This window comes from Edwardsiella anguillarum ET080813 (assembly GCF_000264765.2).
Classification (GTDB): domain Bacteria; phylum Pseudomonadota; class Gammaproteobacteria; order Enterobacterales; family Enterobacteriaceae; genus Edwardsiella; species Edwardsiella anguillarum.
This window is the reverse complement of the sequence record NZ_CP006664.1, coordinates 2,759,267-2,785,000: the sequence shown is the minus strand read 5'-3', so window position 1 is coordinate 2,785,000 and position 25,734 is coordinate 2,759,267. Positions and strand designations below refer to the sequence as shown.

At 60.6% G+C, this 25,734-nt stretch carries 33 protein-coding genes; 27 read left to right on the top strand and 6 right to left on the bottom strand.

Translation table 11 applies throughout. The features are described from left to right. Positions 1 to 104 precede the first annotated feature (104 nt). The 21 genes from ETEE_RS12495 to guaD all read left to right on the top strand — a co-directional run bounded on the left by ETEE_RS12495 (position 105) and on the right by guaD (position 14,991). Positions 105 to 452, top strand: coding sequence for a hypothetical protein (locus ETEE_RS12495; protein ID WP_034171805.1), 348 nt, complete (start codon positions 105 to 107; stop codon positions 450 to 452). Positions 453 to 477: 25 nt separating this feature from the next. Then, a complete protein-coding gene (gene sseB, locus ETEE_RS12490) occupies positions 478 to 1,068 on the top strand; it encodes a type III secretion system translocon protein SseB (protein WP_034171806.1) in 591 nt (196 codons plus the stop codon). Positions 1,069 to 1,078: 10 nt separating this feature from the next. After that, complete coding sequence (locus tag ETEE_RS12485; protein WP_012847736.1) at positions 1,079 to 1,546, top strand: SycD/LcrH family type III secretion system chaperone; 468 nt, start codon at positions 1,079 to 1,081, stop codon at positions 1,544 to 1,546. After that, on the top strand, positions 1,543 to 2,979 hold the full coding sequence (locus tag ETEE_RS12480) for a type III secretion system translocon protein (protein WP_034171807.1): 1,437 nt from the start codon (positions 1,543 to 1,545) through the stop codon (positions 2,977 to 2,979). The genes ETEE_RS12485 and ETEE_RS12480 overlap by 4 nt, the downstream gene beginning before the upstream one ends. 15 nt (positions 2,980 to 2,994) lie before the next feature. Beyond that, positions 2,995 to 3,576, top strand: a complete 582-nt coding sequence (gene sseD, locus ETEE_RS12475; RefSeq protein WP_034171808.1) for a type III secretion system translocon protein SseD — start codon at positions 2,995 to 2,997, stop codon at positions 3,574 to 3,576. A gap of 13 nt (positions 3,577 to 3,589) precedes the next feature. Further along, positions 3,590 to 3,973 carry a type III secretion system effector protein SseE gene (gene sseE / locus ETEE_RS12470; RefSeq protein ID WP_034171809.1) on the top strand — a complete coding sequence of 128 codons (384 nt, stop codon included), beginning with the start codon at positions 3,590 to 3,592 and terminating at the stop codon, positions 3,971 to 3,973. A 155-nt stretch (positions 3,974 to 4,128) separates the two neighbouring features. Then, positions 4,129 to 4,620 (top strand): CDC27 family protein, encoded by a 492-nt coding sequence (locus tag ETEE_RS12465; protein WP_034171810.1) that lies wholly within the window; start codon positions 4,129 to 4,131, stop codon positions 4,618 to 4,620. Positions 4,621 to 4,630: 10 nt separating this feature from the next. Beyond that, on the top strand, positions 4,631 to 5,527 hold the full coding sequence (locus ETEE_RS12460; protein ID WP_034171811.1) for a protein EseG: 897 nt from the start codon (positions 4,631 to 4,633) through the stop codon (positions 5,525 to 5,527). A gap of 128 nt (positions 5,528 to 5,655) precedes the next feature. Next, entirely contained in the window at positions 5,656 to 6,057 is a 402-nt protein-coding gene (locus ETEE_RS12455) for a hypothetical protein (RefSeq protein WP_034171812.1), read from the top strand. Further along, positions 6,054 to 7,535, top strand: a complete 1,482-nt coding sequence (locus tag ETEE_RS12450) for an EscC/YscC/HrcC family type III secretion system outer membrane ring protein (protein ID WP_034171813.1) — start codon at positions 6,054 to 6,056, stop codon at positions 7,533 to 7,535. The genes ETEE_RS12455 and ETEE_RS12450 overlap by 4 nt, the downstream gene beginning before the upstream one ends. A gap of 7 nt (positions 7,536 to 7,542) precedes the next feature. Continuing rightward, entirely contained in the window at positions 7,543 to 8,733 is a 1,191-nt protein-coding gene (gene sctD / locus ETEE_RS12445; protein ID WP_034171814.1) for a type III secretion system inner membrane ring subunit SctD, read from the top strand. Between the two features lie 10 nt (positions 8,734 to 8,743). Continuing rightward, positions 8,744 to 8,968: an EscE/YscE/SsaE family type III secretion system needle protein co-chaperone gene (locus ETEE_RS12440; protein ID WP_034171815.1), complete on the top strand. Its 225-nt coding sequence runs from the start codon at positions 8,744 to 8,746 to the stop codon at positions 8,966 to 8,968. 84 nt (positions 8,969 to 9,052) lie between these two features. Next, positions 9,053 to 9,745, top strand: coding sequence for a helix-turn-helix domain-containing protein (locus ETEE_RS12435; protein ID WP_034171816.1), 693 nt, complete (start codon positions 9,053 to 9,055; stop codon positions 9,743 to 9,745). A gap of 18 nt (positions 9,746 to 9,763) precedes the next feature. Next, the gene (gene sctF / locus ETEE_RS12430) at positions 9,764 to 9,985 is read left to right on the top strand and encodes a type III secretion system needle filament subunit SctF (RefSeq protein WP_034171817.1); all 222 of its coding nucleotides are present in this window, start codon (positions 9,764 to 9,766) and stop codon (positions 9,983 to 9,985) included. 4 nt (positions 9,986 to 9,989) lie between these two features. After that, positions 9,990 to 10,256 carry an EscG/YscG/SsaH family type III secretion system needle protein co-chaperone gene (locus ETEE_RS12425; protein WP_034171818.1) on the top strand — a complete coding sequence of 89 codons (267 nt, stop codon included), beginning with the start codon at positions 9,990 to 9,992 and terminating at the stop codon, positions 10,254 to 10,256. Beyond that, entirely contained in the window at positions 10,253 to 10,504 is a 252-nt protein-coding gene (gene sctI, locus ETEE_RS12420; protein WP_034171819.1) for a type III secretion system inner rod subunit SctI, read from the top strand. The genes ETEE_RS12425 and sctI overlap by 4 nt, the downstream gene beginning before the upstream one ends. After that, positions 10,501 to 11,232, top strand: a complete 732-nt coding sequence (gene sctJ, locus ETEE_RS12415) for a type III secretion system inner membrane ring lipoprotein SctJ (RefSeq protein WP_034171820.1) — start codon at positions 10,501 to 10,503, stop codon at positions 11,230 to 11,232. The genes sctI and sctJ overlap by 4 nt, the downstream gene beginning before the upstream one ends. Beyond that, on the top strand, positions 11,229 to 11,783 hold the full coding sequence (locus ETEE_RS12410; protein ID WP_034171821.1) for a type III secretion system domain-containing protein: 555 nt from the start codon (positions 11,229 to 11,231) through the stop codon (positions 11,781 to 11,783). Before sctJ ends, ETEE_RS12410 begins: the two co-directional genes overlap by 4 nt. Beyond that, entirely contained in the window at positions 11,780 to 12,445 is a 666-nt protein-coding gene (locus ETEE_RS12405) for a type III secretion protein (protein ID WP_034171822.1), read from the top strand. The genes ETEE_RS12410 and ETEE_RS12405 overlap by 4 nt, the downstream gene beginning before the upstream one ends. Then, entirely contained in the window at positions 12,438 to 13,466 is a 1,029-nt protein-coding gene (locus tag ETEE_RS12400; RefSeq protein WP_034171823.1) for an HrpJ domain-containing protein, read from the top strand. Before ETEE_RS12405 ends, ETEE_RS12400 begins: the two co-directional genes overlap by 8 nt. 175 nt (positions 13,467 to 13,641) lie before the next feature. Further along, entirely contained in the window at positions 13,642 to 14,991 is a 1,350-nt protein-coding gene (gene guaD / locus ETEE_RS12395; RefSeq protein WP_045426336.1) for a guanine deaminase, read from the top strand. 141 nt (positions 14,992 to 15,132) lie between these two features. Here guaD and ETEE_RS12390 read toward each other — a convergent pair whose 3' ends face one another. Genes ETEE_RS12390 through ETEE_RS12380 form a run of 3 tightly spaced genes read right to left on the bottom strand, consistent with a single transcriptional unit; the run spans position 15,133 to position 16,865 of the window. Beyond that, a complete protein-coding gene (locus tag ETEE_RS12390) occupies positions 15,133 to 15,423 on the bottom strand; it encodes a pentapeptide MXKDX repeat protein (protein ID WP_034171824.1) in 291 nt (96 codons plus the stop codon). A gap of 44 nt (positions 15,424 to 15,467) precedes the next feature. Next, entirely contained in the window at positions 15,468 to 16,256 is a 789-nt protein-coding gene (locus ETEE_RS12385; RefSeq protein WP_034171825.1) for a molybdopterin-dependent oxidoreductase, read from the bottom strand. Positions 16,257 to 16,265: 9 nt separating this feature from the next. Further along, positions 16,266 to 16,865 (bottom strand): cytochrome b/b6 domain-containing protein, encoded by a 600-nt coding sequence (locus ETEE_RS12380; protein ID WP_034171826.1) that lies wholly within the window; start codon positions 16,863 to 16,865, stop codon positions 16,266 to 16,268. 445 nt (positions 16,866 to 17,310) lie between these two features. On the opposite strand from ETEE_RS12380, the gene ETEE_RS12375 reads away from it, so the two are divergent. Next, on the top strand, positions 17,311 to 17,490 hold the full coding sequence (locus ETEE_RS12375) for a hypothetical protein (RefSeq protein WP_034171827.1): 180 nt from the start codon (positions 17,311 to 17,313) through the stop codon (positions 17,488 to 17,490). Positions 17,491 to 17,558: 68 nt separating this feature from the next. Here ETEE_RS12375 and phnX read toward each other — a convergent pair whose 3' ends face one another. Both phnX and phnW read right to left on the bottom strand, forming a co-directional pair. Continuing rightward, a complete protein-coding gene (gene phnX / locus ETEE_RS12370; RefSeq protein ID WP_034171828.1) occupies positions 17,559 to 18,368 on the bottom strand; it encodes a phosphonoacetaldehyde hydrolase in 810 nt (269 codons plus the stop codon). 8 nt (positions 18,369 to 18,376) lie between these two features. Continuing rightward, the gene (gene phnW, locus ETEE_RS12365) at positions 18,377 to 19,480 is read right to left on the bottom strand and encodes a 2-aminoethylphosphonate--pyruvate transaminase (RefSeq protein ID WP_034171829.1); all 1,104 of its coding nucleotides are present in this window, start codon (positions 19,478 to 19,480) and stop codon (positions 18,377 to 18,379) included. 140 nt (positions 19,481 to 19,620) lie between these two features. Here phnW and phnR point away from each other — a divergent pair, with 140 nt between their 5' ends. The 5 genes from phnR (at position 19,621) to phnV (ending at position 24,278) form a co-directional block, all read left to right on the top strand. Then, positions 19,621 to 20,343 carry a phosphonate utilization transcriptional regulator PhnR gene (phnR, locus tag ETEE_RS12360; protein WP_034171830.1) on the top strand — a complete coding sequence of 241 codons (723 nt, stop codon included), beginning with the start codon at positions 19,621 to 19,623 and terminating at the stop codon, positions 20,341 to 20,343. 143 nt (positions 20,344 to 20,486) lie between these two features. Continuing rightward, positions 20,487 to 21,500 (top strand): 2-aminoethylphosphonate ABC transporter substrate-binding protein, encoded by a 1,014-nt coding sequence (phnS, locus tag ETEE_RS12355; protein ID WP_034171831.1) that lies wholly within the window; start codon positions 20,487 to 20,489, stop codon positions 21,498 to 21,500. Between the two features lie 5 nt (positions 21,501 to 21,505). Continuing rightward, complete coding sequence (gene phnT, locus ETEE_RS12350; protein ID WP_034171832.1) at positions 21,506 to 22,615, top strand: 2-aminoethylphosphonate ABC transport system ATP-binding subunit PhnT; 1,110 nt, start codon at positions 21,506 to 21,508, stop codon at positions 22,613 to 22,615. 2 nt (positions 22,616 to 22,617) lie between these two features. Further along, the gene (phnU, locus tag ETEE_RS12345; protein WP_034171833.1) at positions 22,618 to 23,487 is read left to right on the top strand and encodes a 2-aminoethylphosphonate ABC transporter permease subunit; all 870 of its coding nucleotides are present in this window, start codon (positions 22,618 to 22,620) and stop codon (positions 23,485 to 23,487) included. Then, positions 23,481 to 24,278, top strand: coding sequence for a 2-aminoethylphosphonate ABC transport system, membrane component PhnV (gene phnV, locus ETEE_RS12340; protein ID WP_034171834.1), 798 nt, complete (start codon positions 23,481 to 23,483; stop codon positions 24,276 to 24,278). Before phnU ends, phnV begins: the two co-directional genes overlap by 7 nt. A gap of 110 nt (positions 24,279 to 24,388) precedes the next feature. Here the strand turns inward: phnV and dsdA are convergent, their stop codons facing one another. Next, entirely contained in the window at positions 24,389 to 25,717 is a 1,329-nt protein-coding gene (gene dsdA / locus ETEE_RS12335) for a D-serine ammonia-lyase (protein WP_034171835.1), read from the bottom strand. Between the last annotated feature and the right edge of the window lie 17 nt (positions 25,718 to 25,734).

Genomic DNA, 25,734 nt, shown 5'->3' with positions numbered 1-25,734 from the left:
CCGACCCCGACGACCAAACAGCAAACGTTATGCAACTTCTCGAAAGTTCGCCCGTTAACGGCGTTCTAGCATCACCTTATCGGTAGCCAATAGGAGGTTTCACTATGAGCCAACACGCCATTCATCCCCTTTTGCAACTGATGCAAGACCTACAGCGGCGTCAGCGCAAACTTGGCGAACAGATCGACGCCTTTCACGCGTTACAGCAAGAGATCGCCGCGCTCCATGAACGCGCGCCCCGCGACCCACAGGCCCGCCAGCGGCTTGAGCGATTCAGTCACGCGATGCGCGAAGAGATAGCCCCGCTGCGTCAGCAGCTCGACAGCAGCATCAGCCGTCTGCAAACGCACTTTTCCGCCCTTGGCGCCACCCTGAGACAGGGCGCTGGCCAGGCGCCGTCACGCCCCGGCGGCGCCGGTCACTCCCCGGCGATCGGGCATGACTTCATCTAACGCCATCCCATCAGAGGAGAGCACTATGTCCATCAATATCGACAGCCAAGGTGGTGTAACCCACATCGGCGCCAACGGTTACGACCTGGATCGTATGGCGAGTCAGGGCGATAGCATCATGTCCGAAGGAATCAGCGTGCTGTACCAGTTCATGACGCTATTCACCGATCTGGCGCAGGGAAAATATGACCAGATGAAGGCCAAGGCCGACCGGGCCAGAAACTCCCAGCAGGTGGCCAATCAGATCGATGCCATCATCGCCAAGTTCAAAAAAGCGGGCGATACCGGCGATCTTCCGCCCGATGTGCTCAAGTATCTGCGCGATCACAACATCAATATCACGGTACAAGACGACGGTAAAAACGCCACCAGCGACATCGACAGCTACCTGAAAAGCATCGGCCACCCTGATGGTAAGGGGCTGGACAAGGGGGAGCTTGACGTAATTAAGGGCGCGCTGGAGACCGACTCGGGGCGCAGCTCCGACTTCGTCACCCAGGCTCAGCTGCAGATCCAGAAGACCATGCAGTCCTATAACGTCTGCGTCAGCCTCATCAACAGTATGCAGACGCTGCTGGCCGAGATGAACAAAGCCATCGCCCAGAATATCCGCTAAGGAGGCCACGATGACCGAACAGGACGATCTCGCTACGCTGCATGGTTTTTTCAACCAGGGTGGCACCCTACAGGCGCTGATGGATATCGCCCCCGACGATCTTGACCATGTCTACAGCTATGCCTGCCAGCTATTCGACGCAGAGGACTATGCCGGCGCCAAACGCTTTTACCTGCTGCTGGCCCGCCTCTCCCACTGGCAATACGAGTACTGGCTCTCCCTGGGGCTGTGCTGTCAGCGCCTGGAGGAGCACGATCAGGCCGTATTCTGCTTCGGTCAGGCCGGCCTGCTGCGGCTGGACGACCCCCAGCCGGCCTATCTAGCGGGCCTCAGCTATCGACAAATGGGGCAGACGGCGCTGGCCGGCAAGGCCTTCAGCGCGGCGTTGAAATGGTGCGCCGCCAAGCCGCAGTACCAGGCGATCAAGGGGGAAATACTGCGTCAGTTCACACCGGTGACCGAGGAGACACAGCCATGAACAATATCACTGAGACCCGCTATACCACGCCGCCGCTGGGGGGCAGCGCGCAAAACGACAGCGTGCAGTCACAGCACGATCACCCGCAGATTGGCGCCGGCGCACTGGATCCGCTGCGTCCCCCCCCTCAGCGTCAGCAGGATCACGACCCTAAGCGCGAGTTTCATCGCCCGCCCGCGCCCCGTCAGCCCGTGACGCTGCGCCTCGCAGAGGGCGCACTGAACCGCATTCTGGACATCTTTGGCCCCCGCGTCGACGGCAAGCCGCTGACGGTCACCGATATCGAGCGCACGCCGATGGAGGCGATGACGCTAGCCGCCTCTCTGCTGGGGGTCAAGGCGCTCGGCGACAATGCCAATCTCAAAGCGCTGGCCATGGAGATCCGCACCCACGGCGCCGAAAGCCTACGTCTGCGCCAGAATGAAGATCTGCGTAAACAGGTGGAGAAATCCATCGAGGATCAGGCCAAGGCGCAGAAAGCGGGGATTTTCTCCGCCATCGTCGACTGGATCGTCTCCATCGCCGAGGTGGTCAGCGGCATCGGCAAAATCCTAATCGGCGACTTTGCCGGCGGCGCCATGGACGTGGCGGCGGGATGCGCCGGGTTGGTGAAAGCCGCCTGCGAAACCCTGGCGCTGATCGATAAGGACAATGCGGAAAAATACCAGTCTATTGCCGACGTCGCCGGAAAGGTACAGCTGGCCTTCGAGATCGCCGGCATGGCCGTCGATCTGGTCAGCGTCGGGCGCGGAGTCATGGCGAGCAAGTCCATCGCCAAAGCGACGGAAACCGTCATGGAGGGGGCGGCCGGCGAAGCGCTACATACCGCCGTGACCCAGGGCAGCGAGGCCGCGATAAAGACCGCGGCTGCAGAGATAGGCAAGCAGGTTGCCGAACAGGTCTCCGAGCAGGTCACCCGCAGCCTGGCCGAGCAGAGCGCTCGCTTCCTGGGCCAGGGCCATCTCCTGGAGGCGTTCAGCAAGCAGGCCATCGAGCAAATGGTCACGCGGGCGGTCGAGACCGCCGCGAAAAGAGCGCTCCAATCCGGCGTCGAGATATCGGCCAAGGAGCTGAGCAAGCAGGTCATTAAAGAGGTGCAGCGCGAGGTCATCAAAGCCATCGTCGGCGCCTGCATCGACAGCGTGGCCAACAATGCGAAGTCAGCCACCCGCAGCACCCTGCAGAGCGTTAACGGCGTCTACCAAGGCGTTATCACCAAGGAGCGGGCCGAGCTCCAGAAAGTCATCCAGCAGCTGATCAATGAGACCGACTTTATGCAGTTCATGCTGGATGAGTTTGAAAAAATCAAAAAACGCGCCAAAGAGAATATCGGCAGCCTGATGGACGGGGCAGGCAAAGCCCTCTCCGCCGCGGCGGATACCCAGCAAAAGAGCGGCGCCATGCTCAGCAGCATCGCCGCCAATATCGCCTGAACCAAGGAGCAGACTATGAGTACCATCGACAGCGGCAGCCTCGGCGTTAACGGCATTACCCCACCGGACAGCCATCGCTACGTTTCGGGGGATCGCGGCGGCAACGCCATCGGCCAGCTGAATGAGCTGATGGTTCAGCTTGGAGAGCTGTTTGGGAAGCTGCGCGATGTGCTGCGCCAATATCAGCAGACGCAGCAAAGCAACGCGTTCAAGATGCAACAAACAGCGTATGACACTCGAGTGGATGCCATCGATAAAGACTTTCAGGCCAAGCAGGCCCAGGCTATCGCACAAATCCTCGGCGGCATCGCCCAGGCCTTTGGCGGCGCGTTCGGCGAACAGGCGCATACCATTAGCAATGGCGTTAACAGCATGACGCAGGGGATCGTCGGCGTCGGCTATGTCAATGATATGTCCCGTCAGGCGCAGGAGGAGCAGGCGCTATCCGAATATCAGCACGGCCTGGCTGCCCAGCAGCTTAAGCGGGCGGATGAAACGCAGGAAAAGGCGCTCAGAGTCTCCGGCGATCTGCGCGAGATACTGACCACCCTGAATCAGGCCCACGAGCGTATTGCCAGCAGCGTACGCATGTCCTGAAGGAGGTGACACGATGGATGACGTCAGCCGTTTCATGGTGGCAGAGGGGCTACACCCGGCGCCGGCGCACTTCCTGGAGAGCGAGTTTCTCATGGGGCAGCGCATCGAAACCCCGCGTTTTCACCTCACCTATCGGCAGGAGGGGGAACGTCTGATCCTCTGTGACTTTACCGCCCGCAATGACGATGGGCAGGCCGTTATCGCCCTGATGGGACTCCTGCGCCGCCTCATCGGCGCGCTTCCCCTGCTGCGCTATATCGATGCCATGATCCTGCCCGCGCCCCACGATCGGGCGCTGGATAGGATGCGACGGCGCCTGACGGATGTGATGCTGGCGGAAGGCGCGCAGCCCATACGTCTGGATGATGCGCTGTGGCTGCGCTATCGCTGCCGTTAACCGCCCAATCAACGCCGGCCAGCGCTCCGCCGCAGGGGAGAATGGCCGGCTCCCCGAAATCATAATGCCAAAAGCCAAAGCCGCCCCGCTTTGCCAAAGCCCCGGAGGAAAGGCCCTGATAATGTAATAATATATCATATCAATTGGAGAACACTATGACGTCCGCATCGCTCTCCGCCCAGGCTGAAAACGTGGCGCGTCGCTGTCTGGCGCTGCTTGAGGGGAAGGAAACCCAGCGTCCCCTCAGCGGCGCCAGCCAGGATGAAATGGAGGCCAGCTATGCGCGCGGCTGCCAGGCCCTGAACGACGGCGATATTCACGAGGCGACGGCCACGTTCGCTTTTCTCTCCCTACAGCAGCCGCTGGAACGGCGCTTTACCTTCGCATTTGCCTGCGTACTGCTGCAGCAGCAGGAGTATCGCCAGGCGCTGACCCTCTTTAGCTATTCCCTCGCGCTGCAGGCTAACGATCCCTTTACCCCGTTTCATATGGCGGAGTGCCTGTTTGCGCTGAGAGAGCCTGACGCCGCCATGGATGCATTGGATGCCACGATTGCGCTGTGCTATGGCCAGGCCGACGCCAACCCACGCTATACACCTCTGCGTCAGCGGGCACAGGACCTGCTGGATACGCTTAATCAACCTTAAGGAAGCCATGATGATCAACGGCGTTTTCACCGAAGCACCGCTGCCGCCCTCCGCAACGCCGAGGAGTGAGCCCGCGCCTGGCCGCAGGGATATCGCAACCCAGTGCGATCTGCTGGGCATTGAGGCGCCGCGCAGCCGGGCGCCGGGCGCCCCAATCCCCTTGGATCAGCTCAGGGCACAGGCGCAGGAGGCCGAGCAAAAGGCCAAGGCCTGCGGCGTCGAGATGGCGAAACGCGCCTTTGTCGCCAAAGTGCTCACCCTGGTCGCGGCCAGCGCCGTGCTGATCACTGCCGCGCTGATCACCGGACTCACCGCCGGCGCCGGCGTCCCCCTGCTGACGCTGGCCAGCGTCGGGTTCACCCTCGCCGTCGGCGATGTCGCCTGTGCAGCCTATGACTGGAACCACAAAAAAAATGGCGGCGGAGGACTCGCCATGGGCAGCGACGCTATCGGCAACGCGATCCACTGGCTAGGGAAAACCGGCGGCGCCAGCGACGAAAGGGCACGCCAGGTCGCCGCCTATGGCTCACTGCTGGCGCGCAGCGCCGTTACCGTCAGCACCGTCGCCGTCAGCGGATTTCTTCCCGTCGCCGCCCCTCTCGCCCTGCAAACCACGATCCCGGCGCTGACCCTGGGCAGAACGATGATAGAGATCAGCGCTAACGCGATTAAAACCAACGAGACCCACCATGGCATCGTTCAGCGCGTCCATGAGATCAGCGCCGGCCGGGCCTGGGGCCGCGTAGAGATAGCCCAGAGCGAACAGCGGGCCGACCGCGATGCCGATGAACGGAGGATATCGGCGCAGCTGGCAACGCTGGAGAAAACCCGCGCATTTCTCCTCCAAACCCTCAGTCAAAGCGGCGCCGGGTCTGCGCCGCCGACGCGACGCTACAGCTTTGCCTGACCCCCACCCTCTCGCCTCATGAACATACCGGCGGCGCCCCTGCGGCCGGTATGCCCGCGCGGCCCTTGCCCATCAATTCAGGTATGCACCCGATACGCAGCGGGACGCCGCCGCTTTACCCTGATGACATGAACAGAAAACTGAATCCCCGCCAGGCGCTGCAGCAGCTGGCGATGTACCTCAGCCATGCCGACTGGTCCCAGGGGCAGCAGAGCCTCACGGGTACCCTGCAGGGTAGGCGTCTGAAAGGACGCTATTTTGCCAGCGGTATGTGCGTGGCGATAACGATCGCATGGCCGCTGGCGCAGGCTAGCCAGGCGTGCCTGCTGCTGGCGGCGAGCCCGGAAACGCTGGACGACGCGCTCTACGTTGAGCAGGAGCAGTTCTGGCTCCTGCGTCGCTATCCGCCGTTGCTGACGGAGGCAGAGCTCGATCTTTTACTGCAGCAGCAGCTGGCGATGGCGGGGCTACTGATGCCCGCGGTTCGGGAGCCGCATCCCACAGGCCCGTTCATTGGGAGGTATGCATGAGAATCATCGTCCTACTGCTCTTACTCTGCGGTGGATTTTCCGCCTCCAGCCTGGCGCAGCCCATCCCCTGGCGCGGCGCCCCCTTTTTTGTCTCCAGCCAGAGCGCCACGCTGGCCTCTGTGCTGCGCGATCTTGGCGCCAACTCCGGCGTGCCGGTGGTGGTCAGCCCCCGCATCACCGAGTCCTATGCGGGCGAGCTCCGAGATACGCCGCGCGGCACAATACTGGCCGAGCTAAGCCGGCTGTACCAGCTGCTGCCCTACTACGATGGCAATACGCTGTATATCTATAAGGCTCAGGAGATGGAGCAGGCCACGCTGGCGCCCAGTTACCTGGCGGGATCCGTGCTCAAACGCCTATTACAACGCAGCGGGCTGCTGGACGGCTATGCCTGCCAGGTCCGCCAGGTCGCCAGCGCCAACGCCCTACAGGTCAACGGCGTCCCCGCCTGCCTCAGCCAGGTGACGACCCTGGCCAAACAGCTGGACGAGCAGGATCTTAACCTGGAGCAAAACCGTGAAACCGTCGCCGTTTTCCCGCTCAAGTATGCCAACGCCAGCGACACCAGCTACGCCTACCGCAGCCAGAGCGTCGTCGTCCCTGGGCTGGTATCGGTACTGCGCGAGATGGCGCAGGGACACGCCATGCCGCTTCCCGACAGCAAGAGCGGCACCCCCCCTAGCAATGGCAGCGGCCTGCCCACCTTCTCGGCTGACCTGCGCCAAAACGCGGTATTAATCCGCGATCGTAAACAGAATATGGCGCTCTACCGCCAGCTTATCCAACAGCTCGACAAACGCCCGACCCTGATCGAGATCTCCGTGACTATCATCGACGTGGATGCCGGGGATATCAACGAACTGGGCATTGACTGGTCCGCCTCCGCGCGCATCGGCGGCGGTCAGGTCAGCTTCAACAGCGGCGGGCTCAACGCCGACAGCTTCTCTTCGCTGATCTCCAACTCCGGCAGCTTTATGGTGCGCCTCTCCGCCCTGGAGCAGCAGTCCAAGGCCAAGATCGTTTCACGCCCCTCGGTCGTCACGCTGGACAATGTGCAGGCGGTGCTGGATCGCAGCATCACGTTCTACACCAAGCTCAGAAGCGAGAAGAACCCCAAGCTGGAGGCGATTACCGCCGGGGCGCTGATGCGCGTTACGCCGCGCCTTATCCGGGAGAGCGCTGGCAATAAGATATTGCTGATCCTCAATATCGAAGACGGACGCCAGGGGGCACCGCTCAGCCAGGCGGAGTCCCTGCCCCAGGTGCAAAACGCGGAGATCGCCACTCAGGCGACGCTAAATCTGGGGCAGGCCCTGCTGCTGGGTGGCTTTGTGCAGAATGAAAACACGCAGGGCGTCCGCAAAATTCCGCTGCTGGGCGACATTCCCCTGATCGGCGGACTGTTCCGCAGCACCGATCGCAAGATACACAGCGTAGTACGTCTGTTTCTGATTAAAGCCGAGCCCCGCCAGATGTGAGGTAACCATGGAGACCTGCTTCAAGCTTACGTTGCTCAATGGCCCCCTACGGGGACAGGCGCTGCGGCTGCCCGCAGGCGAGTTTACCCTTGGCGGGCGCGAGGAGAACGATCTGCACCTGGCGCTGGAAAGCGGCGGTAGCGCCTCGCTATCGGTCACCGCCCAGGGCGTCAGCCTCGCTACCCCTACCGCCTGCTGGGTTGGCGGCCGCCCCTGGCACGGCGAACGCCTGCCGTTAAATCAGGGAATCGATCTCGCCGGCATCCACTTTGCGCTGACCGACGGTGACAGCGATACGCCGCTGCCGCAGATGGCCAAACGCCGCGCCGGGCGCCGCGCCATGCTGCTGTATCCCCTTCTCGGCGCGCTGCTGCCGACGCTTGGGATCATCGGTCTCCTTTGGCCCAGCGCGACGCCGACGCCCCCCTCCCCGCGCTCATGGCTGCCGCAGGCGCTGCAAAGTGAGCCGGGGCTACAGGCCATCTGGCAGAGCAGCGGGGATCTGCTGCTGCGCGGCCACTGCCAGGAGAGCGGGCGCCTGGCGGCGCTGCGTCAGCGCCTGCAGGCCAGCGGCATCCATCTGCAGCAGGAGGCCGTGTGTAACGATACGCTGCGCCAGGCGCTACGGGCGCTGCTGAATAGCTATGGCTATCAGAATATGATCATCACACTGCAGGATAACGGCGACGCCGCCATCGACGGCGATTTCCAGGGCAATAGCGCTCCCCTGGCCCAGGCGCTGGATCGGCTGCCGGGCCTGGGACGCTGGCAGTTTACGGACAGCGGCGCACAGACGCTGGCACGGCTGATCAATGCCCTGCGTACCGAGGGGCTGCTGGAGGGCATCAGCGCGCGGCGCACCGAGCACGCCTGGCTGCTTTCAGGGCACATTGCGCCGCCGCAACAGGCGCGCCTGAACAGTTTACTTCAGCGCCTCAACCGGCAGGGTGAGGGAGATACGCTGCCCCTGCGCTTTATCGGTATGGCGGGAGAGTTCGACGCCGGCGATCTCCTGCCCGCGCCGATCGCCGGCGTCGGCGGCGCCGATGATGCCCTATATCTGCAGTTGAGCAACGGCATGCGGCTGCTCCCCGGCGCACCGCTCAGCCAAGGCATGCGCATCGTCCAGGTTACGGCCAGCGGCGTCTCGCTGGCGGGTCGACTGCGCCTTGTTTTTATCCCCCTACACTCCCGTTGAGAGGCTCCCTATGCCAACCCTAACGCATCTCGAAGATTCGCTTCGCCAGGATCCGCACGGACACCAGCGCCAACGCCTGATCGACTGCCTCAATGAGGCCGCGCGGCGTTTGGCCCTGGCCCTGCGCCAGCCGCACAGCGCCGACGAGTACGCCCGCCTGGAGCGTCAGCGTCAGTCGTGTCTGGCCGCGGTACGCGTCATCGATACCCTGTGGACCCTGCATCAGAGCACCTGATCGCCGCTAACTCAGGTGATGACCCGATAGGGGAAATTTACCCGGTCGCTATGATGGCCTTAGTACCTCAGTCAGGAGCACCTCATGCCCAATTTGCATCTACTGCTCGTCACCGGTCCAGATAACATCGCGCTCCTGCCGGAGCCCGGCGTACTGCTGATCGCTGACTCACGACCTCCCGGCATCGCATCGACCCGGCATACCCGGCTATTTAGCTATCCGTGCAATCTTCTGCACAGCATCTGCCGGGACTTGCAGCACCTGATGTACAGCGGCCCGGACCCCGTATCTCCCCCTCAGCCGTTACCCATCGCCATGGCGCCGGGCCTGCTGAAAACGCTGCTGCGGCTCGCGGATGCCGATGATGAAACCATGCTCAGGCTGGTCTTGGCCTACAGCCTGACCCTGGAGTGTCAGCGGACGTCGACCCTGCTGCGATCGCTGTTGACCGCCGATGCCGACCTGTTCGACACGCTCTATCGCCATCGGCTCGAGCCCTGGCCGGTGGCGCGCTATGCCGATCTCTTCGGCCTGTCGCAGCGTAAGTTCAACCAGCTGTTCAACGATAAGTTTGGGATGGCGCCGAAACGCTGGCTGCTGCGCCAGCGCCTGGGCCATGCCCGTCAGCTGCTCGAAACCACCTCCAAAAAGGTGATCGACGTAGCGCTGGAGTCCGGATTCTGCAACGCCGCCCACTTCTCTGACTGCTTTCGGCGCCACTTCAGTCAGTCGCCGAGCGAAGTGCGCCGGGCCAGCCTTCACCACCGCGCCGGCTAAACACGGTAAGGAGCCTATATGAACATTGAGGATATCGTCTCTCAGCTGGGCAATCAGGTTTCCCGCATGTCTAACGATGCGCACACGGTTATCACCTCCGGCAGCGTCAACAACGATCCGCAGGCCATGCTGAAAGCCCAGTTTGCCATGCAGCAGTACTCCGTCATGATCGGCTATCAAAGCTCGGTCATGAAAACCGTCAAAGACATGATGATGAGCATCATCAGCAAAATAGGGTAATGCCATGGATACGCTGTCTGTCCCCCGCCTCGTCGTTGAGGCGGGCTTTGCCGCCGTTAACTGCGGGATGCGGGCCGAAATGCACGACATTCTCAATGCGCTGCCCGACTGGATCGACGATCCCGACCAGATTACCCGCTGCGAAGCCATTCTGCTGTTCGGACTGGGGCGCAGGAAGGCGGCCTCGGCCCGCCTGGCGATGTTACCGCCGGACGACTGCCTGCCGCTGCGCGCGCTGCTTACGCCCACCACTCAGGAGAAAACGGTATGAATATCGATGCCATTAATGCTATCGGACAGGCGCTGACCCGCGGAACGGCAGAGGCGCAAGATCCGGTTCCCCTGCCCGCTCAGCAGCGCTTTGCCGCCCTGATGAACGCGCCGCAGGCCGGCGATTCGCCGGATTCCCTGCTGGCGATCCAGGGCACCCTGAATGAGCTGGCCGTCGGGGTCGACCTGACCGCCAAGGTCGCGGGATCCGTGGCCCAATCCATCAATAAGCTGGTGAATCCGTCATGAAAATTATTCCATGGATACTGCTATTCGGCCTGTTGCCCCTGCTGAGCGGATGTAAAAGCGAGCTGTACAGCAAGCTGGATGAAAAAGAGGCGAATCAGATGATGGCCCTGCTGATCTACAACAACATTCCGGCCGATAAGCGGGTGGAAAAAGAGGGGGTAACCCTGCTGGTCGAGCGGGAGCGCTTTGTCGATGCCGTCGAGGTGCTGCGCCAAAACGGCCTGCCGCGCCGTAAAACCGTCACCATGCAGGAGCTGTTTCCCAGCGGACAGCTGGTTACCTCCCCCGAACAGGAGGAAGCCAAGCTCAACTTTCTTAAAAGCCAGCAAATTGAAAAGATGCTTGGTAGCATGGATGGCGTCATTAATGCCGAGGTCTCGGTAGCTGAGCCGCGCATCATCGTCGGCGAGGCGCCGCCCCAGGCCTCCGCGGCGGTCTTCATTAAATACAGCCCCGAAATCAACCTCCCCGCCAGAGAGGCGGAGATCCGGGCCCTCATCCACAATGGTATTCCAGGGCTCGCGCCGGATCGCATCAGCGTGACCCTGCAGCGGGCAGAATACCGCTATCAGCCTCCGGCCGCCGTCGCGACGGAGGATCATAAAATCACGCTGTACGGCCACCCGCTGCCCAAAGAGGCGCTGGTCGCCGCAGCCTGCACCCTCCTGTTTGGCCTGCTCGTTAGCCTGCTCCTGTGGCTGCGACGCCCCGCAAGGAGCACACCATGACCCCCGCTCGGCAGCATCTGTACCAGATCTGGCACCAGCCTGGGCACATCATCGATCCTGCATGGTGGGGGGCGCTGGGGCTGCACTGCTGGCAGTCGATCTACCGTGATAGCCCGCTGGCGCGGCCTGCGCTTGATACGCTGCTACGCCAGCGCCTGGGGCAAAGCGGTCTGCCGCCCACGCTGACACCGCTATCCGGCGATCTGCTGTCCAGCGCCGAGCGCCGCGCGACGCTGCTGCTGGCCATGGGGCTCTGGGCCCTGGAGGCCGGAGGGCTGCTGCTGCTCAAGCCCTACCGCGAGACGCTCTCCGACGCATTGGATCCGCTCAGCATCGGACAGCTGCAGGTACTGCTGCCCTATGGCGCCGCGCCGCAGGCCCTACCGCCCGCGTCGCTGTGTCAGCGGGCCAGGGAGCTCGGCAGCGCCTGGCTGAGTCAGGCGCCGGATCCTGCGCTGCGCGCCTGCCGACTCTACGCGCCCCCGTCCCAGGGCGCGGCCCCCGCGGGATCGCCCATCCCCATACTGCAAAAGCTAGCGAGGTGGCTATGAACAATCCGCTGCACCTTCCGTTTACGACCCTCCCCGGCGCCCTGCCGGGCCACGGGTATCTCACGGCACAGCGCCTGCAAGAGCGGGAAGAGGCGCAGTGCGCCATCGCCGCATCGCTGCGCCAGGCTGAAGATCACGCCGGTGCGATACGGGCCGCGGCCGATGATCTTCTGGCCCAGGCCAAGACGCAGGCGCAGCAGGTGCGGGAGCAGGCGCTGCGGGAGGGGGAGCGTTTGGCCCGGCAAAAGCAGGAGGAGGCCATCGCCGCCGCCGTACAGTGGCTGTGCCACGAGCAGGATCTGGAGCAGCATCTGGCCGATCAGCTCGCGCAGCGCTGGCGTCAGCTGACGGCCCAAGCCATCGAGGAGCTCTTGGGGAAACAGGACCAGAACGCGCTGCTTATTCGGAGAGTCAATCAGCTGGTGATCCGTCGCTTCGCTCAGGGACGTCTCACCCTGAGCGTACCGCCCTCGGCCATGGCGCACGCCCAGGCCGCCTGGGCCGACAGCCCACGGATCGCCGTCACCGCCGATCCCACCTTGCAAGAGGGTCAGGCGCTGCTGGACGATGGGCTGCTGCGCATTCACCTGGATAGCCAGGCACAGCAGTCACGCCTGCTGCAGCTGCTCAGGGATACCTGCGGCGGGAGGCAATATGCTTAACATTCACTCCGCCTCGTTGGCTCCCACCGAACGGCAGACGCTCGTACCGCATGCCGCGCCAGGTCCGGATAACAGCGCATCCGTCATCGCGCAGGCGATGGTGGAGCTGAGTGAAAGCCAGAGTGATGCCTTAGAGGAGACCCAGGAGGATCTGAGCTTTGCGCTGGGGGGACGCCTGCGCGAACTGCGCAACGGCAAAGAGCAGGAGTCAAGCAGCCGTGAGCGGGTGCTCATGCACAAGCTGGTGGCGGAGGTGGCCATGGTTGCGGAGGAGGATCTCAGCGATCTGAACGACGACAACGCCTGGCAGCACGCGCCCCAGCTGCTGAGCGCCCTGCAGGCGCAGTATCCGGCACCCGGCGCGGCCGCCCTGCATCTGGCCGCCTGGCTGGCCCACCGGCAGCCGGGGGCCAGGCTGCGCAGCAGAATGGAGGCGGCGCTGGCCAGCCTGATGGCGGACGATCAAACGGCCATCGCGCTGTTTGCCACGCTGGAGTTTGGCACCGTGACGCCGGGCCTGCGCCAAGAGCTACTCCAGCTCTATCACCGCGCGCTGGCCCCCCGCCGCCAGATCTCCCAGTGGCTGAACCTGCTAGGAGAGCGGCAGCAGCGCCGCAAAAAAATACGCGCCATGCTGCACCTCTTAGCCTACGCGCTTTCCGCCAGCGGCCAGCCGATCGTCGGCAGCCATCTGGCCGCCGTCATTGACGATCTGCGCCAGCTACTGCGTCTGCTCGGCCTAGAGGACTACTGCGATCGCGCCGCCGCGGCGCTGGGCATGCCGGCCATTAGCGGTGAAGGGCTCATGCTGCTCGTGGTACAGCTGATCGAGCAGATCTGGCTTAACGCCGATACGCTGGCCGAAATGTTACCGCCGCAGGCCGAGCTGGATCGCTATCGGCTCCTGCAATCGCTGGGCAAGCTGATACAGCTGCTGCCGGACGCATGCTTTAACGACGCGGACCATCGCCTGCAGCTAGATGAAGCCATTCATAGCCTTAGCGATAGTATCGTCTCTTGATCTATTTTATCCCGGCGGAAGTCTCTCTGCCGCACGGCGCCAGCGCCGGCCGTATTGATATCCGTGGCGAAAACAATCGCGCCGGCGCACTAAAAAAGATCCAGTGCCGCCCATCCATATAAAAATAAACCAAACACCAACATAATATCGAATCAGATAAACGTCCCTGCCACCGATGCTATTATTTTATGCTTCCACCAACAATAACGAGACTATCCTTGTGAACCAAGCAACATCAGCCATTCGTTCTAGTTTTCTCCATTTCTTTAGTAATCCGGCAAAAACAGACAATCTCAGCGACTCATTTGAATTTATTCAAGATGGATTACTTATAATTAAAGAGGGTAAAGTCGTTGAGTGCCGCCCCTACCATCATAGCGATGCGTATAATTATAAAAACATTGATGATAAAACCGGTTGTCTGATTACCCCGGGGTTTATCGATACCCATATTCACTATCCACAGAGTGAAATGATCGGCGCCTATGGTGAGCAATTGTTGGAGTGGCTAGAGAAATATACCTTTCCAACAGAAAAAAAGTTTGCCGATCCGGCCTATGCCCAACGCATTGCGCATATTTTTGTCAATGAACTACTCGGCAATGGAACCACCACCGCCCTGGTCTTTGGCACCGTGCACCCACAGTCGGTAGATGCGCTGTTTGAGGAGGCCCTGAGCAAAAATATGCTGCTGATCTCCGGCAAGGTCATGATGGACAGAAACGCCCCCGACTACCTGCTTGATACCGCAGAATCGGCCTACCAAGACAGCGAACGGTTGATTCAGAAATGGCACAACAAGGGCCGGCTGAAATATGCGATTACGCCACGCTTTGCCCCAACCTCTACGCCAGAGCAGCTGCGTCTGGCTGGAAAGCTGAAAGAAAAATATCCAGATACCTATGTCCACACCCATCTCTGTGAAAACCACAGTGAGATTGCCTGGGTTGCCGAGCTGTATCCCGAGCAGGAAAACTACTTCCAAGTTTACCGCCATTATGGACTCGCCGGGAAAAAATCGGTATTCGCTCATGCGATTCACCTCAGCGACGCAGAGTGGGACGGCATCGCTAAAACGGACTCGGCCATCGCATTCTGCCCGACCTCCAATCTCTTTTTAGGCAGCGGCCTATTCAATCTGGCCAGGGCGCAAAATCATCACATTCGGGTGGGGTTGGGAACCGATATCGGCGCGGGAACCAGCTTCTGCCAATTAGACTCCCTGTGCGAGGCCTATAAAATCACCCAGCTCGCGGGAGGCGCGCTGTCAGCGTTTATGGGATTTTATCTGGCGACCCTCGGCGGTGCCGTTGCCCTCAGCCTTGAGGCGCAGGTAGGGAATTTTACCGCGGGGAAAACGGCCGACTTTACGGTTATCGACTGGCACACCGATGAGATACAAAAGCTGCGTATGGATAATACGACTACATTAGAAGACAGGCTGTTTGCACTGATGATCATGGGGGGCAAACAGAATATTAAAGAGACCTATATTGCCGGTAACCAGCAGTATCAACGTGCGTAATATCCTCCGTCAAACGGCGCAGGGGCTCCCCCCCGCGGCGCGACACAAGATATCCTAATAGAAAAACGCCCTATTGCCGGGGGGAGCGGCGATAGGGCGTAGTAGAAAGACACAGAATAAAATAAAGCCGCTGGCGCGGGGTTACATACCTTTATTCATCTCATCCTTGGCCATGCTATCTTTTTTCATGCTGTCTTTTTTCATACCATCTTTCTTCATGCCATCTTTCTTCATGCCATCTTTCTTCATGCCATCTTTCTTCATACCATCTTTCTTCATGCCATCTTTACCCATATTATCATGGGACATCGCGCTCTCTTGCTTCATGCCATCATGACCCATATTATCTTTGGCCATGCCGTCTGCGGCATAGGCTGCGGAGAAGGCCATCATCAGAGAACCCGCCAGTACCGTTGCGATTACTTTTTTCATTTTTCCATCCTTATCTTATTTGAGGAAGTACTGCATTAAAAAGATCAGCTGCCGCCAAACCAGTTGTAGCCCTGATCTTCCCAATAACCACCGGGGAATCGGTTGGTTATTTCTATGGAAACGATATGCTTTGGATTTTTATAGCCCAGCTTGGTCGGAATACGCAGCTTCATCGGATAGCCATACTCCGGTGGCAGCCGCTGCCCATCCCAGGAGAGCGCCATAATGGTCTGCGGGTGCAGCGCGCTCGCCATATCAATGCTGGTGTAATAGTCATCGGCGCAGCGAAAGCCAACGTATTTCGCCTGGGTCTGTGCGCCGATCAGCTGCAGGAAGTCAGCGAAGCGCACGCCGCCCCAGCGCCCGATGGCGCTCCACCCCTCAACGCAGATATGGCGGGTAATCTGCTCATGCTGCGTCAGCTGATACAGCTCCGCTAGGCGCCAGCTCCGGGTATCCCGCACCAGCCCGCGAACCTCTAGCCGATAGTCATCTCCCGCGATGTCGGGAATCTCCTCCTCGCCATAAAACGCATTAAAGGGAAAAGGGCGCGTGATCTCGCTCGGCGTATACTCCGGCGCCAGGCGCTGCCCGCTGAATAGCCAGCCCTGTACCCGATCGTTAAACCGGGACATACGGTTGAGAACGCTCTCTACGTCGGGATTTTCGCTGAGATCGCACCCGGTCAGCAGGGCGATGCCGCCCAGCGTCAAGCCTTGCTGCAGAAAACGGCGGCGCGACGATCCGTCCAGGCGGCGGGCAACCAGACGCTGCGCCTCCTTCACCAGCGCATCACCATCACCGACGGATAAATCGATGTTGCTCTTCTTCATCGTCGCTCCTTAGCGTCCGCGTAACATCGCCAGCAACGTTTTAGGAACCAGCGCCACCATCACCACATGCACCACGAGGAAGGCGCACACGAACGCCATGGCATAAAAGTGGATATAGCGCGCCGCCTCATACCCGCCCAGCAGCCCACGCAGCAGCGGAAACTGCACAGACTTCCACAGCACCAGACCGGAAAGCAGCAGTACGATGGCGGCGCCGATGGCCGACAGATAGGCACACTTCTGCACCGCGTTATAATGGCGCGGATCGTCATGGGCCAGGCGGCCGCGCAGCGCGTCTGCCATATCCTGTCCCAGCTGCCGCAGCGATATCGGCCAAAAGCGCCGACGAAAACGGCCGCCGATCACGTTGATGGTCAGATACACCACGCCATTAAGGGCAAACAGCCACATGGCGGCAAAGTGCCACTGCAGGGCACCGCCCAGCCATCCCCCCAGGGTGTATTGCTTGGGAAAATAGAAATCAAACAGCGGTGAGGCGTCATAAATCCGCCATCCGCTCAGGATCATTAAAAAGATGGCGATGGCATTAATCCAGTGACACAGCCGTAGCCATAGCGGATGGACATTCACTACCTTTGCGCCGCTCATCCGGTCGCTCCTGCATGTAGGGGAATAGTTGCAGTCTACCCCACGGCGAAAAGTTAAATCCTTAAACAAAACGTTATAAGTTTTCGCCCTAAAAGCGCCCCTGGTTGTATTGTCGTTGATAAATCTATAGCGGTATTCCTCAACGTATTAGCCATAGGAATTAAAACACCGATAATTATTCCTTATGGGTAGGATGATCAGTAGATAAATAATGAGGCGAGACGTACAGGGTCATGCTACGGCAGGGTGCACGGCGCCAATCGTCATCCCCATACCGTGTCGGGACAACGCCCATGGCCAGGTCGCCGCAGGAAAACGCAGGCCCGTCAAAAATCCACGCCGCCGATAGCGTCGGCGCCCATGTTAAGCTAAATACGCGGGCGGAATAATCACCGTCGATACTGAGCGACATGAATCCAAACGCTAAAAGGGCGTTTATAGCAAGATGAAATATGTTCTTCTTTCCACACTGTTGTTACTCATCAACGGCTGCGCCACGGTGCCCTCGGTCAGCATGCCGCGGGAGAATAACCCGCAGGGCGGTGAAACCAGCGTTTCAGATAAAGAGGCATCCAGCGCCAACGATGGCCGCTCGCTCACCGTTGAGCCACAGCGGCACGGATAACAGAAACAGACAAGGGCACCACACCGATGCCCTTGTCACGCTCGGCGAATCACGCCAACGCAACCCGCTTACGGCCGCTCGCCCCGCGTCAGGCGCGCATTGATTTGCGCTATCACGCCCGGCAAGTCTGCCAGCGTATCCACAACATAGTGCGCACCGGCGGCGTACAGCTTGGCGGCGGCCCGTTCGCGGCGCTGCGCAACCTCCGCCGCCGGCATCGCCAAGAACGCCTCCCGAGTTGCGCCAAACGCATTACCGGATACCGCCAGCCCGACGCTCCACATGCCCGCATTGATTCCCTCTACAATCCCCGGGGCTGCGTCATCGACCTTCACGCAGTGGGCAACGGAGTCTATCCCCAGCGCAATCACATTCTGCAGCGCCATCCAGGGGCCTGGGCGCCCGCCGGCGGCGAGATCGTCGGTCGCCACCCAGTTATCGGGCGAGTAACCATAGGCCGCGGCGGCGGGAACCAGTTTCTCCATTACCGCGCGGGGATAGCCGGAGCAAGAGCCAATGCGGATCCCCTCGGCCCGCAGCTGCGCCACCGTGTCGACAACGCCGTCAATGGGGGCGGCAAAATTGACAACGCTCGCGATTTGTAGCGGCATAAACGCCGCATAGATGGCATCGATATCGTCGGCCGTCATGGCTCGCCCCCACTTAGCCTGCCAACGGGCGGCCACGGCGGGAAGCTTACCCAGCGCGTCAATATGCTGCCACTTGCCCAGCCCCATTGGCACCCGCGCTTCGTCAAGGGTAATCTCAACGCCGAATGCCTGGCGGAATGCCTCGACAAAAATCTGCGTCGGCGCAAAAGAGCCAAAGTCGACCGTGGTCCCAGCCCAGTCAAGAATCACTGCATTAATACGCTTCATCATGCTCCTTATTTATGCCAGTACATGGCATTATCGATAGCGTTCAGCAAAGCCGTGATGTCCGCGGCATAGACCTCGCCAATGTTGCCAATGCGGAAACAGTCACTTTGTGACACCTTGCCTGGATAGATAACAAAACCCTGCGCCTTCAGGCGGGTATAAAAGTCGTCAAAGCGGTACTGCGGATGCGTGGGGGAATAAAATGCCGTGATGATAGGCGAATGCAGCGCGGCCTCCAGTAGCGGGGTAAATCCCAGCCTCTGCATACCGGCCACCAGCTGACGCTGGCTATCGCGATAGCGCCGATAGCGCGCGGCAATGCCGCCCTCCTCGGCAAGCTCTTTCAACGCCTGGGCAAACGCCAGTACGGTGTGGGTCGGGGAGGTAAAACGCCACTTACCGTGGTTATCCCGCATACAGACCCATTGGGCATACAGATCCAGCGACAGTGACCGGGATCGGCCGGCGCACAGCGCCAGTTGCTCCTCACGGGCAATAACAAAGGCAAAGCCGGGAACCCCCTGAATACATTTATTGGCGGAGCTTATCAGAAAGTCGATCCCCAGCGCGGCGACATCCAACGGGATACCGCCAAAGCTGCTCATTGCGTCAACGATATAGGTCTTACCATAGCGCCGGGCCAGCGCGCCCAGCGCCGCAATGGGGTTCAATATTCCCGTGGTGGTTTCGCAGTGGACCATCGCAATATGGGTTATCGCGCCGTCATCCTTAAGGATCGCCTCAACGGCGTGGGGATCCGGGCTTGCCACCTCGCCGCAGTCATACACATGATGGGCGATCCCCATACGCTCGGCCATCTCTGCCATACGGGCGCCATAGGCGCCGTTGCTGACAATCAGCACCTTGCCGTGCTGGCCAATCACGCTGCCCAGCACGGCTTCAACGGCATAGCTGCCGCTGCCCTGCAGCAGTACGGACGTATAGCCCGCCTCCGCCGTTGCCAGCGCGGTCAATTGGCGGCGAACCTGCTCTACCACCCCCAGATTGTAATCATCATCCCAGGTACAACTGTCGAACAGCATCGCTTCTTTCACGGTACGCGAGGTGGTCAACGGCCCGGGCGTCAGCAGCAGATAGTTACGTGAAGTCATGTTATTTGCCTTTGGTCTATACCAGATTTACATTTATCATGACGATCTTTACGGCACAGGGTCAAAGGGAAAATCGGGTTGCAACAAAAAATTCATCAACGTCTGTATAATGACGGCAGGAAAAACGGCAGTGAGTCACCATGAAATCTATTCCCGGCGAGACACCTCAATATCTATTGATTAAGGCCGAACTGCAGGCATGTATTCGGGACGGCGCATTAAGCAGCGGCGATAAGCTGCCCTCGGAGCGTGAGCTATGTGCGCGCTTTAACACCACGCGCATTACCATCCGAGAAAGCCTGGCGCAGTTAGAGGCCAGCGGGATCATTTGGCGTGCCGATAGGCGAGGCTGGTTCGTGACGCCGGAGCGCTTATGGCTGGACCCCACCCAAAACACCAATTTCCATCGGCTCTGCCGTGAGCAGGGACGCCAGCCAAAAACGAGGCTACTCAATGGGATAGTGACCGATGTACCCGCGGGAGCACGGGCCGCGCTACAGCTGCAGTCCGTTGATAAAATTTACCTGCTGGCCCGCCTGCGCTATGCCGATGATCGGGCTATCTGCTATTGCGAAAACCATTGCCTGCCGGCCCGGGTGCCCGAACTGCTGCAATACGATCTCAACGGCAGCCTGACGGAGATATATGAGAAGCGCTACGGCCTGCGCTATACCAGCATGCATTTGTCATTTTACCCCACGGCGATGCCGCCTCAGGCCGCCCAGGCGTTGGGCGTGATGGAGGGGCGGCCCGCGCTGTTGCTACGCCGCCTCAACTATGACCAATATGGCCGCATACTCGATCTGGACATCGAATACTGGCGTCACGACAGCCTGCGCATTGAGGTAGATACCGCCCCTTAGTCTCCCCAACGCCGCCCGCGCTCTGCCGCTGCGGCGGCGAAAAATAGCGTGCCTTCATCGTATTGTCATAAAAGCCGTTTAGCGTAACAGCGAAAATCTGGTATAGGCCAGATGAGTTTAACGCATGCAATGAGGCTATCTCGATGAAACGCTCCCGACTCGCACTGCTCTCCGCTCTCACCCTTGCCGCCGCGCCGGTATGGGCAGGCTCTACGGTAACGGTTTACTCTATCGATGGTTTACATGATGGGGACAATAGCTGGTATCAAGCGCAATTTAAGGCATTTACCCAAGCGACCGGGATCACCGTCCGCTACGTGGAGGGCGGCGGCGGCGTTGTGGTTGAACGGCTGGCGAAAGAGCGCACGAACCCACAGGCCGACGTACTGGTAACCGCCCCGCCGTTTATTCAGCGCGCCGCCGCCGAAAACCTGCTGGCCGGCTTTACCTCGGATGCCGCGGAGCAGATCCCGGGCGCCAACGATCGCTACTCCCCTTTGGTGCAAAACTACCTGAGCTTTATCTACAACGGCCAGCGGCTGAAAACCGCCCCGGCACGCTGGCAGGATCTGCTCGACAGCAAGTACAAAAACAAGCTGCAGTACTCCACGCCCGGTCAGGCCGCTGACGGCACCGCCGTGATGCTCCAGGCCTTTCACAGCTTTGGCAGCAAAGAGGCCGGTTTTGACTATCTCCGCCAGCTGCAGGCCAATAACATCGGCCCGTCTGCCTCGACCGGCAAGCTCACCGCCCTGGTCAATAAAGGCGAGCTCTACGTCGCCAACGGCGACTTACAGATGAACCTGGCGCAGATGCAGCGCAACCCGAACGTAAATATCTTCTGGCCCGCCGATGCCAAGGGGGAGCGCAGCGCATTATCGATTCCGTATGTCATCGGCCTGGTTCAGGGTGCGCCGGAAAGCGAGAACGGCAAAAAGCTAATTAACTTCCTGCTCAGCAAGGAGGCGCAAACCAGCGTCAGCGCCCTCTCCTGGGGAATGCCGGTACGCGGCGATGTGTCACCGCAGGATGCCAACTATATGATGGCCAAGGCCATGCTTGAGGGCGTGAAAAGCTGGCAGCCGGACTGGGATGAGGTCGCGCGTTCGCTGTCAGCCGACATCGCCCGCTGGCATAAAGTGACCGATAGCGAGTAAGCATTATGCTGATGAAATCCACCGCTATCCCAACACCGGCGCAGCAGGGCGCCTCCGGTATTACCCTTGACGCCCTGCGCGTGGCATACCACGGCAACGTAGTTCTTAAACCGCTTTCACTGACCATTGAACCAGGCGAGGTCCTGGCGCTGATCGGCCCCTCCGGCTCGGGAAAAACGACGGTGCTGCGGGCGCTGGCGGGTTTTGTTCAGCCGACGGGCGGACGTATTGTCATTGGCGGTACCGACGTTACCCACCTGCCGCCGTATAAACGGGGTCTGGCGATGGTGGTACAAAACTATGCGCTGTTTCCCCACCTCCGGGTAGAGGATAACGTCGCGTTTGGACTGCGCGCACAAAAGCAGCCTAAAGCGCTGATTAACGATCGCGTCAACGACGCGCTGAGGACGGTCGGGATGAGCGATTATGCGGCCCGTTATCCCCACCAGCTCTCCGGCGGCCAACAGCAGCGCGTAGCCATTGCCCGGGCGATTGCCGTGCGCCCCCGCGTGCTGCTGCTGGATGAGCCCCTGTCAGCGCTGGATGCGCAGATCCGCCACACGATGGTGGAAGAAATAGCCCGCTTACACCGAGAGCTGCCCGAGCTGACCATCCTTTATGTCACCCACGATCAGACCGAAGCCCTCACGCTGGCGGATAAGATAGGCATAATGAAAGACGGCACCATGATAGCCCACGGCGAAACCCGCTCGCTGTATCACCACCCCCCCAATCGTTTTGCGGCAGAGTTCCTCGGGCGGGCGAACATTATCCCGGCTACGGCCCTGAGCGTCACCCCGACGCCCGGTATGGTCAGCGTAAGCTGCGCAGGCGCCATCATCAATGCCTTTAGCCGAGGCGGTCAGCATGGATACCACAAACTGCTGTGCATTCGCCCGCAGCATATCAGCCTGGCGCCGCGCACGGCGAACAGCAACCGCCTGAACGCCACGCTGCAGTCGGTACACTGGCAGGGCGACTTAACCCATTTGCTGTGCGATGTGGCGGGAGAGTCCGTACGTATAGTCATGACCCAGGTCAGCCCCATGCCACAGCCCGGTGACAGCCTGGCGCTGTGGTTTGAGCCTGACGATGCGGTTCTCATTGAGGTATAACGATGTCGCTTTTTATGACACTGGAAAGATCCCGCCCCGTGCTGCGCCCGCTGCGCTGGCTGGCGCCGCCGCTGCTGGTGCTGGCGACCCTGTTTCTCTACCCCTTGCTGCTCATTGCAGAGCAGGCCCTGAGCACGCCTCATGGGGGAATGGGCTTGGAGAGCCTCTGGCAGGTCGTGGAGTCCAGGCGCTTTACCGGCGCGCTGATCAATACCCTGCAAATTGCCTTTTTCGCCACCGCCGGCTGCCTTCTGTTGGGCAGTGTGCTGTCGCTTATCCTGGTCTTTATCCCTTTTCCGGGAAGCGAGCTGATCGGCCGGGTCGTCGATACGTTTATCGCCCTGCCAACCTTCCTTATCACCCTGGCGTTTACCTTTATTTACGGCTCCGCCGGGTTACTCAACGGCACGCTGATGCAGCTGTTCGGCTTTGAGCTACCGCCGGTAAGCTTTCTCTACTCTCTGCAAGGGGTGATCCTCGCCGAGATAACCGTTTTTACCCCCCTGGTCATGCGCCCGCTGATGGCCGCCCTGCGGCAAATCGACAAAAGTCAGCTGGAGGCCGCCAGCATCCTGGGGGCCCGCCCGCACCAGATAATAGCCCGAGTCATCTTTCCGGCGGCGCTGCCCGCCCTGCTGGCGGGCGGCAGCCTGTGCCTGCTGCTCACGACCAATGAGTTCGGCATTGTGCTGTTTATTGGCGCCAAGGGCGTCAATACGCTGCCGATGATGGTCTACAGCAAAGCCATCCTGGAGTCGGATTACGGCGTCGCCTGTATGATTGCGCTGATCAATATTCTGCTCTCGCTGGGGCTGTTTTCCCTGTATCGCCTGGCCGTCTCGCGCACCCACCTAAGGAGCCAACCATGCTGATTTGGTCTCGCAAAGGGCGCATCGCCGCCGGCGTCGTGGCAACGACGCTCTTTACCGTGATCTTCTTTCTTCCGCTGCTGGTCATTCTGATGTCCAGCCTCAGCCAGCAGTGGAACGGCATTCTGCCCAGCGGATTCACGCTGATGCACTTTGTGAATGCGTTTCGCGGCGCCGCATGGGACGCCCTGCTGGCCAGTCTGGTGGTCGGCTTTTGCGCCAGCCTGTTTGCCCTGCTGTGCGGTGTATGGGCGGCCCTGGCCCTGCGCCAATACAGCGCCAGGGCGCAAAAATGGCTCAGCCTAGCGTTTTACCTGCCAAGCGCTATCCCCTCGGTCTCCGTGGGGTTGGGGATTCTGGTCGCGTTCAGCCAAGGGCCGCTACAGATGAATGGAACACTATGGATTGTCCTGGCCGCCCACTTTGTACTGATTTCGGCCTTTACCTTCAGCAACGTCTCCACGGGGTTAGCCCGCCTGCCGGCAGACATTGAACATGTGGCATCCAGCCTCGGCGCAACGCCGTGGTATCGTATGCGCCACGTCACGCTGCCGCTGCTGATGCCCTGGATGATCTCGGCGCTGGCGCTGAGCTTATCGCTCTCGATGGGGGAGCTGGGCGCCACGATGATGATTTACCCGCCGGGGTGGTCCACACTGCCCGTCGCTATTTTTAGCCTGACCGACCGCGGCAATATTGCCGACGGCGCGGCGCTGACAATTGTGCTGGTAGCCATTACGCTCTGTTTAATGATAAAGCTGGAAAGGGTGGCAGGCCGCCTGGGCAAAAAATGATCGCGGCGAGGCCGTAAACCGAAAAACGGCGGCGCCGCGTTACCGACGCCGCAGGGCGTTAAAAGCGCGGCCGCCCGGCAACGAAACGCCGCCGGACAGCCGCCCGCGCGTCAGCGTCCTTTCGCCAGGTTCTGCGCCATCTCGCGTTCAGGCACCATGCCGCCGCCGGTCGCCCACACCAGATGGGTCGCCTGCGCCAGCTGCTGCTCGCCGAAGTGGTGCATCCGCGGATACTCCGCCGAGGCGCAGACATGGACAGGTCCCGCCATACCGGCCAGCGCCGAGGGCTCCAGACGAATGCCCTCCTCCTGCGCCAGCCAGCCCAGCATGTTATACAGGCTCTGATCGTCGAGCGTATAGCAGCCGTCCAGCAGGCGCTCCATGGCCCGCCCCACAAAGCCAGAGGCGCGGCCAACGGCCAGTCCATCCGCCGCCGTCAGATTATCGATCCCCAGATCCTGCACGGCGATGGCGTCATGCAGACCGGTATACACCCCCAGCAGCATGCAGGGAGAGTGGGTCGGCTCGGCAAAGAAGCAATGTACGTTGTCGCCGAAGGCCAGCTTCAGGCCAAACGCGACCCCACCGGGACCGCCGCCGACGCCGCACGGCAGGTAGACGAACAGCGGATGATCGGCATCGACCGTACGCCCCTGCGCGGCAAACTGCGCCTTCAGCCGCTCGCCGGCCACCGCGTAGCCCAAAAACAGGGTGCGGGAGTTCTCATCGTCGATAAAGAAGCAGTTGGGATCGGACTCCGCCGCCTTACGTCCCTGCTCTACCGCCACCCCGTAGTCCTCGTCATACTCCACCACCGTCACACCGTGGCTACGCAGCTTGGCCTTCTTCCACTCACGGGCATCGGCCGACATATGAACGGTAACCTTAAAGCCCAGGCTGGCGCTCATAATGCCGATAGACATGCCCAGATTGCCGGTGGAGCCAACGGCGATGCTGTACTGGCTGAAAAAGTGTTTAAACGCCGGGGTAAGCAGGATGCCGTAGTCCTGATCCGTCGTCAGCAGACCGGCCTCCAGCGCCAACTTTTCTGCGTGCGCCAGCACCTCATAGATGCCGCCGCGGGCCTTAATGGAGCCGGAGATCGGCAGATGGCTGTCTTTTTTCAGCAGCAGCTGACCGCCGATCGGCTGGCCGTACTCCTGCGCTAGACGCCGCTGCATGGCCGGGATCGCCGCCAGTTCGGACTCAATGATACCGTTGGTCGCCGCCGTCTCCGGAAACGCCTTGGCCAGATAAGGGGCAAAGCGGGCCAGGCGATCGTGGGCATCTTGCACGTCCTGCGCCGTCAGACCAACATAGGGGAGTCCTTCCACCAGCGTCGTCGTCGCCGGGTTAAACCAGACGGTTTCCCGTAAATTCACCAGATCGGCCACCAACGGATACTGGGCAATAAGTGAGGTCATATTAATGTTCGTCATCATACGTCTCTTGATAC